Origin of the sequence: Frigoribacterium sp. PhB160 (assembly GCF_003751785.1) — a bacterium.
Lineage (GTDB): Bacteria > Actinomycetota > Actinomycetes > Actinomycetales > Microbacteriaceae > Frigoribacterium.
In genome coordinates, this window is sequence record NZ_RKIE01000002.1 from 42,195 (window position 1) to 55,315 (window position 13,121).

Genomic DNA, 13,121 nt, shown 5'->3' on the forward strand with positions numbered 1-13,121 from the left:
GCGCACGACGCACACCGCGCCTCCCCAGCCCCCGCTTTCCCCACCTACCCCTTCGGAGGAACCTGTGGCACAGGACGTGCTCACCGACCTGAACAAGGTCCGCAACATCGGCATCATGGCGCACATCGATGCTGGCAAGACGACGACCACCGAGCGCATCCTGTACTACACCGGCATCACCCACAAGATCGGTGAGGTCCACGACGGTGCGGCCACGATGGACTGGATGGCGCAGGAGCAGGAGCGCGGCATCACGATCACGTCGGCCGCGACGACCTGCTTCTGGAACAAGAACCAGATCAACATCATCGACACCCCCGGCCACGTCGACTTCACGGTCGAGGTCGAGCGTTCGCTCCGCGTCCTCGACGGCGCCGTCGCCGTCTTCGACGGCAAGGAGGGCGTCGAGCCCCAGTCCGAGACCGTCTGGCGTCAGGCCGACAAGTACGACGTGCCCCGCATCTGCTTCGTCAACAAGATGGACAAGCTCGGCGCCGACTTCTACTTCACCGTCGACACCATCGTCAACCGCCTCGGTGCGGAGCCCCTCGTCATGCAGCTGCCGATCGGTGCGGAGTCCTCGTTCGAGGGCGTCGTCGACCTGGTCGAGATGCGCGCGCTCACCTGGCGCGGCGACGCCAAGGGCGACGTCGAGCTCGGTGCCAAGTACGAGATCGAGGAGATCCCGGCCGACCTCGTCGACCGTGCTGCCGAGTACCGCGAGAAGCTCATCGAGCGCGTGGCCGAGGCGGACGACGCGCTCATGGAGCGCTACCTCGAGGGCGACACCGAGTTCACGGTCGCCGAGATCAAGGCCGCCGTCCGCAAGTTGACGGTCAACAGCGAGGTCTACCCGATCTTCTGTGGCTCGGCCTTCAAGAACCGTGGCGTGCAGCCGATGCTCGACGCGGTCATCGACTACCTCCCCTCGCCGCTCGACGTGCCCCCCATGGAGGGCCACGACGTCCGCGACGCCGAGAAGGTCATCATCCGCAAGCCCGAGTCGAGCGAGCCGTTCTCGGCCCTCGCCTTCAAGGTCGCGGTGCACCCCTTCTTCGGTCGCCTCACCTACGTCCGCGTCTACTCGGGCTCGATCGAGTCGGGCGCCCAGGTCGTCAACTCGACCAAGGACAAGAAGGAGCGCATCGGCAAGATCTTCCAGATGCACTCCAACAAGGAGAACCCGGTCGACAGCGTGACCGCCGGCCACATCTACGCGGTCATCGGCCTCAAGTTCACGACCACCGGCGACACCCTGTGCGACCCGCAGGACCAGGTCGTCCTCGAGTCGATGACCTTCCCCGAGCCCGTCATCGAGGTCGCCATCGAGCCCAAGACGAAGGCCGACCAGGAGAAGCTCTCCCTGGCCATCCAGAAGCTCGCCGAAGAAGACCCGACGTTCCGTGTCGAGCTCAACGCCGAGACGGGCCAGACGGTCATCAAGGGCATGGGCGAGCTCCACCTCGACATCCTCGTCGACCGCATGAAGCGCGAGTTCAACGTCGAGGCCAACGTCGGCAAGCCCCAGGTGGCGTACCGCGAGACGCTCAAGAAGGGCATCGAGCGCTACGACTACACCCACAAGAAGCAGACCGGTGGGTCGGGTCAGTTCGCCAAGGTCCAGATCGCCCTGGAGCCCTTCGAGGTCACGGCCGAGTCGACCTACGAGTTCGTCAACAAGGTCACCGGCGGCCGCGTCCCCCGCGAGTACATCCCCTCGGTGGACGCCGGCATCCAGGACGCCATGCAGGTCGGAGTCCTCGCGGGCTACCCGACCGTGGGCGTCCGGGCGCTCCTGCTCGACGGCGCGGCGCACGACGTCGACTCGTCGGAGATGGCCTTCAAGATCGCTGGGTCGATCGCCTACAAAGAGGCGGCTCGCAAGGCCCAGCCCGTTCTCCTCGAGCCGCTCATGGCGGTCGAGGTGCGTACGCCCGAGGAGTACATGGGCGACGTCATCGGCGACCTCAGCTCGCGACGCGGGCAGATCTCGTCGATGGAAGACGCCAGTGGTGTGAAGGTCGTTCGGGCCAGCGTGCCGCTGTCGGAGATGTTCGGCTACGTCGGTGACCTCCGGTCGAAGACCTCGGGTCGTGCCGTCTACTCGATGACGTTCGAGTCGTACCAGGAAGTCCCCTCGGCCGTCGCCGAGGAGATCATCCAGAAGAACAAGGGCGAATAGTCCCTGACCTCGCGGCCGTTCCTCGACCGCGTAACATGTACACACACCAATCCGCAGTGTCCGGTAGGCCGGGTCATCGACCCGGCCCCCGGCCCCACTGCAACCGAGTCCTGAGGAGGACCCACAGTGGCTAAGGCCAAGTTCGAGCGGACCAAGCCGCACGTCAACATCGGAACCATCGGTCACGTCGACCACGGCAAGACCACGCTCACCGCGGCGATCACCAAGGTCCTGCACGACAAGTACCCGACCCTCAACGAGGCGTCGGCCTTCGACCAGATCGACAACGCGCCCGAAGAGAAGCAGCGCGGCATCACGATCAACATCTCGCACGTCGAGTACCAGACGGAGAAGCGTCACTACGCTCACGTCGACGCTCCCGGTCACGCCGACTACATCAAGAACATGATCACCGGCGCGGCTCAGATGGACGGCGCGATCCTCGTGGTCGCCGCCACCGACGGCCCGATGCCCCAGACGCGTGAGCACGTCCTGCTCGCCCGCCAGGTCGGCGTGCCCTACATCGTCGTGGCGCTCAACAAGTCCGACATGGTCGACGACGAGGAGATCCTCGAGCTCGTCGAGATCGAGGTGCGCGAGCTCCTCTCCAGCCAGGACTTCGACGGCGACAACGCCCCCGTCGTGCAGGTCTCCGCTCTCAAGGCCCTCGAGGGCGACGAGAAGTGGGCCGCCACGGTCGCCGACCTGATGGACCAGGTCGACGAGAACGTCCCCGAGCCCGTCCGTGCCACGGACCAGCCCTTCCTCATGCCCGTCGAGGACGTCTTCACGATCACCGGTCGTGGAACCGTCATCACCGGTCGTGTCGAGCGCGGCATCCTGAAGCCGAACGACGAGGTCGAGATCGTCGGCATCAAGGAGAAGTCGTCGAAGACGACCGTCACCGCCATCGAGATGTTCCGCAAGACCCTCGACGACGCGCGCGCCGGTGAGAACGTCGGCCTCCTCCTCCGCGGCACCAAGCGCGAGGACGTCGAGCGTGGCCAGGTCGTGGTCAAGCCCGGCTCGATCACGCCCCACACCGAGTTCGAGGCGAACGTCTACATCCTGTCCAAGGACGAGGGTGGGCGTCACAACCCGTTCTACGCGAACTACCGCCCGCAGTTCTACTTCCGCACCACCGACGTCACGGGTGTCATCACGCTGCCCGAGGGCACCGAGATGGTCATGCCCGGCGACACGACTGAGATCACCGTCCAGCTGATCCAGCCCATCGCCATGGAAGAGGGCCTCCGCTTCGCCATCCGTGAGGGTGGCCGCACGGTCGGCGCCGGCACGGTCGTCAAGATCGTCAAGTAGTCCTGCTCACGCAGCACTCCTGATCTCCTGAGAGGGGGTCGGGCCCCGCACGGGGTCCGGCCCCCTCTCTCGTGCGTCCGGGGCCCGAACCGGCCCGCGCCTCCTGCGATGTTCGTCACAGACGTGGCGCCGGGGGCGGCGGGAGGGCACCATGGCAGGAGACGCCGGACCAGCCGGCGCGGACAGGAGGCGCATCATGGCAGGCTTCGACGACGTCACCCGCAAGGCCCAGGAGTTCCTCAAGGACGGCAAGCTCCAGGAGGCCCTGAAGAGCGAGAAGGCGGAAGGCGTCAGCGACAGCATCCTCGACGCCGTGGCCGGAGCCGCCGACAAGGCGACCGGCGGCAAGTACAGCGACAAGATCCAGCAGGCCAAGGACCAGGCCGACAAGAAGATCGGCAACGAGTAGCCGGTCGACCGCTCCCCACGACGGCCCCCATGCCCCGCCGGCGCTGGGGGCCTTCGTCGTCCCCCGGTCAGGCGCCGCGGGACCGGCCGGTGTTCACTCGACGGATGCCGCGCCTCCGACGCACCGACCAGAACCGGCCGGGGATCACCCGACGGCGCTCCGGCACGGGCTTCACGTACCAGGACGCCGAGGGCCGCACGATCCGCGACGCCGTGCTGCGCGAGCGCCTCGCCCACCTCGGCATCCCGCCCGCCTGGACCGACGTCTGGATCGCGCCCTACGAGAACGGACACGTCCAGGCCACGGGGGTCGACGGCGCCGGCCGCCGCCAGTACATCTACCACCCGACCTGGCGCGAGCAGAAGGACCGGCTCAAGTTCGACCGGGCGATGGCCCTCGCCGAGTCGCTGCCGGTGGCGCGGCGCTTCGTCACGTACGACCTCCGCCTCGGCGAGCCGGTGCGCGAGCGGGCGACGGCCGCGGCCTTCCGGATGCTCGACACCGGCTCGCTGCGGGTCGGGTCGGAGCGGTACGCCGAGCAGCACGGCAGCCACGGCCTGTCGACGCTGCTCTGCGCGCACGCGACGGTCTCCGGCGACGTCGTCGCCCTCGCCTTCCCCGGCAAGAGCGGGCAGGACTGGGACAGCAGCATCCGCGACGCCGACCTCGCCGCGGTCGTCCGCAGCCTCAAGACCCGCGGCGGCCGGGCGCGCCTGCTGGCCTGGCGCCCCGAGGCGGGGAGCCCGTGGCGGCCGCTCCACGCCTCCGAGATCAACGACTACGTCAAGCTGCGCGCGGGGGAGGAGTTCAGCGCGAAGGACTTCCGCACCCTGCACGGCACGGTCGCCGCGGCGGTGAGCCTGGCGCAGGCCGGCCCGCAGCCCACCCTCGGCCGCCGCCGCAGGGCCCTCGCGCAGGCGATGCGCGACGCGAGCGACGTGCTCGGCAACACCCCCAGCGTCGCCCGCACGTCGTACGTGGACCCCCGGCTGGTCGACGCCTACGAGCACGGCGAGACGATCGACCCGGGGCGGCTCGGCTCCGCGGAGTCCGAGGTGCGGGCGTTGCTCTACCGCTGACTCGCCCCGGCGGGGCTCCATGACGTACCGTAGAGGGTTGCGTCCGTCCTGTCGGGCGCCCGAGAGGAATTGCTGCAGTGAACGACGAGTGCATCCACGGTTTCGAGAGGGAGCTCTGCGACATCTGTGCTCCCCGCAAGCGGGAGCCGCTGCTGGATGCTGACGGCGAGGTCCGCACGATCCCCAAGCGTCGCGCCGCCTCGCGCAAGCCGGAGTCGCTGCGCAGCACGCCCGCCCTGGCCCGCGACTCCGCGGCCGTCGCCGTCGCGGCGCAGTCCGCCGCCCGCCCGGTCGCCTCCTTCTCCAGCCAGCGGGTCTACCACTGGACCCACGTCTCGAACCTGCCCGCCATCGTGGCCGCGGCAGAGATCCGCGCCGGGGTCGCCGCCGAGCCCGAGCTCGACGTCAGCTCCGAGGCCACCCGCGCCCTCCGCGGCGGTGTGACGACCGCCGCCGGCACGCCCGTGGCCGAGCACGTCCCGTTCTCGCTGTCGCCCCACGCCTCCGCGTGGGACGTCCTCCGCTCGGGCGCCGAGGGCTACGAGTGGTCCGACGCGGCCCGCACCGCCCGGGCCACCGACTTCGTCATGCTCGTCGTGCCGGTGACGGCCCTCGGCGACGAGTTCGTCGTGACCGAGGGCGACGCCGCCGTGCAGGGCGTCCGCCAGGGCGCCGGCCTCGACGACGCCTCCTCCATGATCCGTCGCTTCTCGCTGGCCGACCCCGACCTGCTCGAGCCCGAGGTTCTCGTGCCCGGGGCCGTGCCGTTCGAGGCCGTCAGCCTCGTCGGCGTCCCGAACGACAAGATGCGCGACCGCGTCAAGCAGCTGCTGGCCGACGCCGGCGGCCACGCCCCCCGCGTCTCGGTGTACCCGCCGTGGTTCCGCCCGGCCGAGGTGCCCACGGCCTGAGCGAGGGCCCGCAGGAGGCGCGGTGTCGGCAGGTCCGACACCGCGCCTCCTGCGTCCCCGCCGTCCCGCCCAGATCCGCGACACGCCCGGGTTGCAGCAAATGCAGGCGTGTGGCAAAATCGTCTAGTTCAACATTCCGGGCTGCGCCGTGCGCGTCGCCTCGGATCACTGCCAGGCAGTGCACAGACGCGAGACGTCTGGGCCGCGGGTAGCAGGACACATCTCACAACGGAATCCCCAGCACGTCTGGGCACGGGCTCTCAGCCCGCAGCCTCAGCACTGTGCGGCGACGACAGCGGCGATTGCCCTCCCCGGGTCCTCCTCGCGGCCGTCGTGCGGGGTCCGAGATGGATTGACACGAGAACAGCGGTACACGAGAGACACGTAGTGCCAGATGTTTGCCCAGCAAACAGCGTCAGGCGGCCCACGAGGTGCGCGACGTCCGAACGAGAGAGAGTCACACATGGCGGGACAGAAGATCCGCATCAGGCTTAAGTCGTACGACCACGAGGTCATCGACTCCTCCGCGCGCAAGATCGTCGACACGGTCACCCGCGCGGGCGCTACCGTGGTCGGCCCCGTGCCGCTGCCGACGGAGAAGAACGTGGTCGTCGTGATCCGTTCGCCCCACAAGTACAAGGACTCGCGCGAGCACTTCGAGAAGCGCACGCACAAGCGCCTCATCGACATCGTCGACCCGACGCCGAAGGCCGTCGACTCGCTCATGCGCCTCGACCTGCCTGCCGACGTCAACATCGAGATCAAGCTGTAGGGGAGGCGACCATGACCGTCAGCACCACCAAGAACGTCAAGGGCCTGCTCGGCAAGAAGCTCGGCATGACCCAGGTCTGGGACGAGAACAACAAGCTCGTCCCCGTCACCGTCGTGGAGATCGCTCCCAACGTCGTGACCCAGATCCGCTCGCTCGAGAAGGACGGCTACACGGCCCTCCAGATCGCCGCCGGCCAGATCGACCCCCGCAAGTCGAACAAGCCCGCCACGGGTCACTTCGACGCCGCGGGCGTCACCCCCCGCCGCCACCTCACCGAGGTCCGCACCGCCGACGCCGGCGAGTACGCGCTCGGCCAGGAGCTCACGGTCGACACCTTCGAGGCCGGCCAGAAGGTCGACGTCGTCGGCACCTCCAAGGGCAAGGGCTTCGCCGGCGTCATGAAGCGCCACAACTTCAAGGGCGTCGGCGCCTCGCACGGTGCCCACCGCAACCACCGCAAGCCCGGCTCGATCGGTGCTTCGTCGACCCCCAGCCGTGTCTTCAAGGGCATGCGCATGGCCGGTCGCATGGGTGGCGACCGCGTCACCATCCTCAACCTCACGGTGCACGCCGTCGACGCCGAGAAGGGTCTGCTGCTCGTCAAGGGCGCCGTCCCCGGCGCTCGTGGCCGCATCGTCTTCGTCCGCACCGCCGTGAAGGGGAAGTAGCTCATGGCCACCACTACCGCATCGGCCACCTCCGTCGACGTCGTCGACGCCAAGGGCGTGAAGACCAGCTCGGTCGAGCTGCCCGTCGAGATCTTCGACGTCGTCACCAACGTGCCGCTCATCCACCAGGTCGTCGTCGCGCAGCAGGCCGCCGCGCGTCAGGGCACGCACAAGACCAAGCGTCGCGGCGAGGTCTCCGGCGCCGGCCGCAAGCCGTTCAAGCAGAAGGGCACCGGCCGCGCCCGTCAGGGTTCGATCCGTGCGCCCCAGATGACCGGCGGTGGCATCGTCCACGGTCCGCAGCCCCGCGACTACGCGCAGCGCACCCCCAAGAAGATGATCGCCGCGGCCCTGCTCGGCGCCCTCTCGGACCGCGCCCGCGGCGCCCGCGTCCACGTCGTCGAGAGCTTCGTGGCCGACACGATCTCGACGAAGGTCGCCCTCGAGCTGCTCGCGGCGATCGCCTCGAGCAAGCACGTCCTCGTCGTCACCGACCGCGCCGACACGCTGACGCTCAAGAGCGTCCGCAACGTGCCGACCGTCCACGTGATCACGTACGACCAGCTCAACGCCTACGACGTCCTCGTCAGCGACGACATCGTCTTCACGAAGAGCGCCTTCGACGGCTTCGTCGCCTCGAAGGCCAAGAAGGAGGCCACCGCATGAGCGGCTACGGCAAAGACCCCCGCGACGTCATCATCGCGCCCGTCGTCTCCGAGAAGAGCTACTCCCTGATCGATCAGGGCAAGTACACCTTCATCGTCGACCCGCGGTCGAACAAGACCGAGATCAAGCTCGCCATCGAGAAGATCTTCGACGTCAAGGTCGACAGCATCAACACGCTGAACCGCGTCGGCAAGACCCGCCGCACCCGCTTCGGCACCGGCAAGCGCAAGGACACCAAGCGCGCCATCGTGACGCTCAAGTCGGGCACCATCGACATCTTCACGGCTGTCGGCTAGGGCCCGGAGGGAAGACAAAATGGCTATTCGTAACTACAAGCCCACGACCCCCGGTCGTCGCGGTTCGTCGGTCTCCGACTTCGCGGAGATCACGCGCTCGACGCCCGAGAAGTCGCTGCTCCGTCCGCTGTCCAAGAGCGGTGGTCGCAACAACGCCGGCCGCATCACGACGCGTCACATCGGTGGTGGCCACAAGCGCCAGTACCGCGTGATCGACTTCCGTCGCAACGACAAGGACGGCATCAACGCCAAGGTCGCTCACATCGAGTACGACCCCAACCGCACGGCGCGCATCGCGCTCCTGCACTTCGTCGACGGCACCAAGCGCTACATCATCGCGCCGAACAAGCTGTCGCAGGGCGACATCGTCGAGTCGGGTCCCGGCGCCGACATCAAGCCCGGCAACAACCTCCCCCTGAAGAACATCCCCGTGGGTACCGTCATCCACGCCATCGAGCTCAAGCCCGGTGGCGGCGCGAAGATGGCCCGCTCGGCCGGCGCCTCCGTGCGTCTCGTCGCCAAGGACGGCCCCTACGCGCAGCTCCGCCTGCCGTCGGGCGAGGTCCGCAACGTCGACGCCCGCTGCCGCGCCACGATCGGCGAGGTCGGCAACGCCGAGCAGTCGAACATCAACTGGGGCAAGGCCGGCCGCATGCGCTGGAAGGGCGTCCGCCCGACCGTGCGTGGTGTCGCCATGAACCCCGTCGACCACCCGCACGGTGGTGGTGAGGGCAAGACCTCCGGTGGACGCCACCCGGTCAGCCCGTGGGGCCAGAAAGAGGGCCGCACGCGCCACATCAACAAGGAGAGCGACAAGCTCATCGTCCGTCGTCGTAACGCTGGCAAGAAGCGTAAGTAGGAGTTGTAGAAGATGCCACGCAGTCTTAAGAAGGGCCCCTTCGTTGACGACCACCTGCTCCGCAAGGTCGTCACGCAGAACGAGGCCAGCACCAAGAACGTCATCAAGACCTGGTCGCGCCGGTCGATGATCATCCCGAACATGCTGGGACACACCATCGCCGTGCACGACGGACGCAAGCACATCCCCGTGTTCGTGACCGAGAGCATGATCGGCCACAAGCTCGGTGAGTTCGCGCCCACCCGCACCTTCCGTGGTCACGTGAAGGACGACAAGAAGGGTCGTCGCCGCTAACGCGGCGGCGTAAGGAGGAGAGAAATGGTGGAGTCGATCGCACGCGTGCGTCACATCCGCGTCACCCCCATGAAGGCCCGTCGCGTCGTCAACCTGATCCGCGGCAAGCAGGCCCTCGAGGCCCTGGCCATCCTGAAGTTCGCGCCGCAGGGCGCGAGCGAGCCCGTCTACAAGCTCGTCGCGTCGGCCATGGCCAACGCTCGCGTGAAGGCGGACAAGGACAACAGCTACCTCGACGAGCAGGACCTCTACGTGAGCCGTGCATTCGTCGACCAGGGCGCCACCCTCAAGCGGTTCCAGCCGCGTGCCCAGGGTCGTGCCTTCCAGATCCTGAAGCGGACCAGCCACATCACGATCGTCCTCGCGACGCCGGATGAGGTCGAGGCTGCCGACGCTACGAAGAAGGCGAGCAAGTAATGGGCCAGAAAGTCAACCCGTACGGCTTCCGTCTGGGCATCACCACCGACCACGTGTCGCGGTGGTTCACCGACAGCACCAAGCCGGGCCAGCGTTACAGCGACTACGTCGCCGAGGACGTCAAGATCCGCACCCTGCTCAAGACCTCGCTCGACCGCGCCGGCGTGGCCAAGATCGAGATCGAGCGCACCCGTGACCGCGTCCGCGTCGACATCCACACCGCCCGTCCGGGCATCGTGATCGGTCGTCGCGGCGCCGAGGCCGAGCGCATCCGCGGCGACCTCGAGAAGCTCACCGGCAAGCAGATCCAGCTCAACATCCTCGAGGTGAAGAACCCCGAGGCCGAGGCTCAGCTCGTCGCGCAGGGCATCGCCGAGCAGCTCGCTGCTCGCGTGGCGTTCCGTCGTGCGATGCGCAAGGGCCTGCAGGGCGCACAGCGCGCCGGCGCCAAGGGCGTCCGCATCCAGGTCTCGGGCCGCCTCGGCGGCGCCGAGATGAGCCGCTCGGAGTTCTACCGCGAGGGCCGCGTGCCCCTGCACACGCTCCGCGCCAACATCGACTACGGCTTCTACGAGGCCAAGACCACCTTCGGTCGCATCGGTGTCAAGGTCTGGATCTACAAGGGCGACATCACCAACAAGGAGCTCGCGCGCGAGCAGGCGAACCAGAAGTCGTCTCGCCCCGAGCGCCGCAACGACCGTGACGGTGCCCGCCGCGGCGGGGGCGACCGCGCTCCCCGCGAGCAGAAGGCACCCGCCACCACAGGAGCTGAGGCGTAACCATGCTTATCCCCCGTCGTGTCAAGCACCGCAAGCAGCACCACCCCGGCCGTAGCGGCCAGGCCACTGGTGGCACCAAGGTCAGCTTCGGTGAGTACGGCATCCAGGCCCTCACGCCCGCTTACGTGACCAACCGTCAGATCGAGTCCGCTCGTATCGCCATGACGCGTCACATCAAGCGTGGCGGCAAGGTGTGGATCAACATCTACCCCGACCGTCCGCTCACGAAGAAGCCCGCCGAGACCCGCATGGGTTCCGGCAAGGGCTCGCCCGAGTGGTGGGTCGCCAACGTCAAGCCGGGTCGCGTGCTCTTCGAGCTCAGCGGCGTCAGCGAGGAGATCGCCAAGGAGGCGCTCACTCGTGCAATCCACAAGCTGCCCCTCAAGGCACGCATCATCAAGCGCGAGGAGGGCGACGCATAATGACGATCGGTTCCAAGGAGCTCCGTCCTGTCGAGCTCGACACATTCGAAGACGAGCGTCTCGTCGCCGAGCTGAAGAAGGCCAAGGAAGAGCTGTTCAACCTGCGCTTCCAGTCGGCCACCGGTCAGCTCGAGAGCCACGGCCGCGTGCGTGCCGTGAAGCGCGACATCGCTCGCATCTACACGGTCCTGCGCGAGCGCGAGCTCGGCATCCGTGCCACCCCCGCCCCGGTCGAGGCCGCCCCCAAGGCAGCCAAGAAGTCGACCAAGAAGGCTGCCGCCGCCGACGAGGCGCCTGCCGCCGAGACCGCCGAGGAGAAGTAATGGCTACCGAGAACAAGACCGAGGTCGACTCGGCAGCCGTCGAGGTCCGCGGTTACCGCAAGACCCGTCGCGGCTACGTGACCAGCGACAAGATGGACAAGACCATCGTCGTCGAGGTCGAGGACCGCGTGAAGCACCCCCTGTACGGCAAGGTCATCCGCCGCACCTCCAAGGTCAAGGTCCACGACGAGGCGAACTCCGCCGGCGTCGGCGACCTCGTCGTGATCAGCGAGACCCGCCCGCTCAGCGCCACCAAGCGCTGGCGCCTGGTCGAGATCCTCGAGAGGGCGAAGTAGGCCTCGCGGTCTGCTCGCGTAGAAGGAGACAGAAGTGATTCAGCAGGAATCCCGCCTCAAGATCGCCGACAACACCGGCGCGAAGGAGATCCTCACCATCCGCGTCCTCGGTGGCTCCGGCCGTCGTTACGCCGGCCTCGGTGACGTCATCGTCGCGACCGTCAAGGACGCGATCCCCGGCGGCAACGTCAAGAAGGGTGACGTCGTGAAGGCGGTCATCGTTCGCACCAAGAAGGAAGTCCGTCGTCCGGACGGCTCCTACATCAAGTTCGACGAGAACGCCGCAGTGATCCTGAAGGCCGATGGCGACCCCCGTGGCACGCGCATCTTCGGACCGGTCGGTCGCGAGCTTCGCGACAAGAAGTTCATGAAGATCATCTCGCTGGCGCCGGAGGTTATCTAAGTCATGGCAAACATCAAGAAGGGTGACCTCGTGCAGGTCATCACCGGGGCCACCCAGGCCCGCGGCGGCGACCGCGGCAAGCAGGGCAAGGTCCTCGAGGTGCTCGTCGAGCGCAACCGCGTGGTCGTGGAAGGTGTCAACTTCGTCACCAAGCACGTCCGCGTCGGCCAGACGCAGCGCGGCACCAAGACCGGCGGCATCGAGACGCACGAGGCACCGATCCACGTGTCGAACGTGGCCGTCGTCGACCCCAAGACCAAGAAGCCGACCCGCGTCGGCTTCCGTGAAGAGACGGTCACGAAGGACGGCGTCACCAAGACCGTCCGCGTCCGTTACGCGAAGGCGTCGGGAGAGAACCTCTGATGACTGACACGACCACCACCACGACGCCGGCAGCCCTGCCGCGCCTCAAGGCCAAGTACCGTGCCGAGATCCTGCCGCAGCTGAAGGACGACTTCGGCTTCACGAACGTCCACCAGGTCCCCGGCCTGGTCAAGATCGTCGTGAACACCGGTGTCGGCGAGGCCGCCCGCGACAGCAAGATCATCGACGGCGCCATCAAGGACCTCACGGCGATCACGGGCCAGAAGCCCCAGGTCACCAAGGCCCGCAAGTCGATCGCGCAGTTCAAGCTGCGTGAGGGTCAGCCCATCGGCGCGCACGTCACGCTCCGCGGCGACCGCGCCTGGGAGTTCCTCGACCGGCTGCTGTCGCTCGCGCTGCCCCGCATCCGTGACTTCCGCGGCCTGAGCGACCGTCAGTTCGACGGCAACGGCAACTACACGTTCGGTCTCAACGAGCAGAGCATGTTCCACGAGATCGACCAGGACCGCATCGACCGTGTCCGCGGCTTCGACATCACCGTCGTCACCACCGCGAAGAACGACGACGAGGGCCGGGCATTGCTCAAGGCTCTCGGCTTCCCGTTCCGCACGGCCGACCAGGCCAACTAAGATCGTTCGGTCGGCAACTCCTCACGGAGTTGCCGACCGTTCCCCTGAGGTCGTGGAGAACCGCTCCACGAC

At 67.7% G+C, this 13,121-nt stretch carries 19 protein-coding genes; all 19 read left to right on the forward strand.

The genetic code is table 11. The features are described from left to right. Window positions 1-64: 64 nt before the first annotated feature. Window positions 65-2,182: an elongation factor G gene (gene fusA, locus EDF38_RS09195; protein ID WP_123355165.1), complete on the forward strand. Its 2,118-nt coding sequence runs from the start codon at window positions 65-67 to the stop codon at window positions 2,180-2,182. A 126-nt stretch (window positions 2,183-2,308) separates the two neighbouring features. Beyond that, window positions 2,309-3,502: an elongation factor Tu gene (gene tuf / locus EDF38_RS09200; RefSeq protein WP_123355166.1), complete on the forward strand. Its 1,194-nt coding sequence runs from the start codon at window positions 2,309-2,311 to the stop codon at window positions 3,500-3,502. 196 nt (window positions 3,503-3,698) lie between these two features. Next, window positions 3,699-3,911 carry an Rv0909 family putative TA system antitoxin gene (locus EDF38_RS09205; RefSeq protein ID WP_123355167.1) on the forward strand — a complete coding sequence of 71 codons (213 nt, stop codon included), beginning with the start codon at window positions 3,699-3,701 and terminating at the stop codon, window positions 3,909-3,911. A 104-nt stretch (window positions 3,912-4,015) separates the two neighbouring features. Next, entirely contained in the window at window positions 4,016-4,990 is a 975-nt protein-coding gene (locus EDF38_RS09210) for a DNA topoisomerase IB (protein ID WP_123355168.1), read from the forward strand. A 77-nt stretch (window positions 4,991-5,067) separates the two neighbouring features. Then, window positions 5,068-5,901, forward strand: coding sequence for a DarT ssDNA thymidine ADP-ribosyltransferase family protein (locus EDF38_RS09215; protein ID WP_158613347.1), 834 nt, complete (start codon window positions 5,068-5,070; stop codon window positions 5,899-5,901). A 463-nt stretch (window positions 5,902-6,364) separates the two neighbouring features. Then, window positions 6,365-6,673 (forward strand): 30S ribosomal protein S10, encoded by a 309-nt coding sequence (gene rpsJ, locus EDF38_RS09220; RefSeq protein WP_056259724.1) that lies wholly within the window; start codon window positions 6,365-6,367, stop codon window positions 6,671-6,673. 11 nt (window positions 6,674-6,684) lie between these two features. Then, window positions 6,685-7,341 carry a 50S ribosomal protein L3 gene (rplC, locus tag EDF38_RS09225; protein WP_123355170.1) on the forward strand — a complete coding sequence of 219 codons (657 nt, stop codon included), beginning with the start codon at window positions 6,685-6,687 and terminating at the stop codon, window positions 7,339-7,341. Window positions 7,342-7,344: 3 nt separating this feature from the next. Continuing rightward, window positions 7,345-8,007, forward strand: coding sequence for a 50S ribosomal protein L4 (gene rplD, locus EDF38_RS09230; RefSeq protein ID WP_123355171.1), 663 nt, complete (start codon window positions 7,345-7,347; stop codon window positions 8,005-8,007). Next, window positions 8,004-8,303, forward strand: a complete 300-nt coding sequence (rplW, locus tag EDF38_RS09235; RefSeq protein ID WP_123355172.1) for a 50S ribosomal protein L23 — start codon at window positions 8,004-8,006, stop codon at window positions 8,301-8,303. Before rplD ends, rplW begins: the two co-directional genes overlap by 4 nt. A gap of 19 nt (window positions 8,304-8,322) precedes the next feature. Further along, window positions 8,323-9,162, forward strand: a complete 840-nt coding sequence (gene rplB, locus EDF38_RS09240) for a 50S ribosomal protein L2 (protein ID WP_056057388.1) — start codon at window positions 8,323-8,325, stop codon at window positions 9,160-9,162. Between the two features lie 12 nt (window positions 9,163-9,174). Beyond that, window positions 9,175-9,456: a 30S ribosomal protein S19 gene (gene rpsS, locus EDF38_RS09245; RefSeq protein ID WP_123355173.1), complete on the forward strand. Its 282-nt coding sequence runs from the start codon at window positions 9,175-9,177 to the stop codon at window positions 9,454-9,456. A 24-nt stretch (window positions 9,457-9,480) separates the two neighbouring features. After that, window positions 9,481-9,873, forward strand: a complete 393-nt coding sequence (gene rplV / locus EDF38_RS09250; RefSeq protein WP_055799894.1) for a 50S ribosomal protein L22 — start codon at window positions 9,481-9,483, stop codon at window positions 9,871-9,873. Further along, a complete protein-coding gene (rpsC, locus tag EDF38_RS09255) occupies window positions 9,873-10,652 on the forward strand; it encodes a 30S ribosomal protein S3 (protein ID WP_123355174.1) in 780 nt (259 codons plus the stop codon). Before rplV ends, rpsC begins: the two co-directional genes overlap by 1 nt. Before the next feature lie 2 nt (window positions 10,653-10,654). Continuing rightward, window positions 10,655-11,074: a 50S ribosomal protein L16 gene (gene rplP, locus EDF38_RS09260; protein ID WP_043593355.1), complete on the forward strand. Its 420-nt coding sequence runs from the start codon at window positions 10,655-10,657 to the stop codon at window positions 11,072-11,074. Continuing rightward, window positions 11,074-11,397 carry a 50S ribosomal protein L29 gene (gene rpmC, locus EDF38_RS16230; protein ID WP_123355175.1) on the forward strand — a complete coding sequence of 108 codons (324 nt, stop codon included), beginning with the start codon at window positions 11,074-11,076 and terminating at the stop codon, window positions 11,395-11,397. Before rplP ends, rpmC begins: the two co-directional genes overlap by 1 nt. After that, window positions 11,397-11,693 (forward strand): 30S ribosomal protein S17, encoded by a 297-nt coding sequence (gene rpsQ / locus EDF38_RS09270; RefSeq protein WP_123355176.1) that lies wholly within the window; start codon window positions 11,397-11,399, stop codon window positions 11,691-11,693. Before rpmC ends, rpsQ begins: the two co-directional genes overlap by 1 nt. Window positions 11,694-11,727: 34 nt before the next feature. Further along, window positions 11,728-12,096 (forward strand): 50S ribosomal protein L14, encoded by a 369-nt coding sequence (gene rplN, locus EDF38_RS09275; RefSeq protein WP_043593350.1) that lies wholly within the window; start codon window positions 11,728-11,730, stop codon window positions 12,094-12,096. Between the two features lie 3 nt (window positions 12,097-12,099). Further along, window positions 12,100-12,459, forward strand: coding sequence for a 50S ribosomal protein L24 (rplX, locus tag EDF38_RS09280; protein WP_123355177.1), 360 nt, complete (start codon window positions 12,100-12,102; stop codon window positions 12,457-12,459). Beyond that, window positions 12,459-13,049 carry a 50S ribosomal protein L5 gene (gene rplE, locus EDF38_RS09285; RefSeq protein WP_123355178.1) on the forward strand — a complete coding sequence of 197 codons (591 nt, stop codon included), beginning with the start codon at window positions 12,459-12,461 and terminating at the stop codon, window positions 13,047-13,049. The genes rplX and rplE overlap by 1 nt, the downstream gene beginning before the upstream one ends. The last annotated feature ends 72 nt before the right edge of the window (window positions 13,050-13,121 follow it).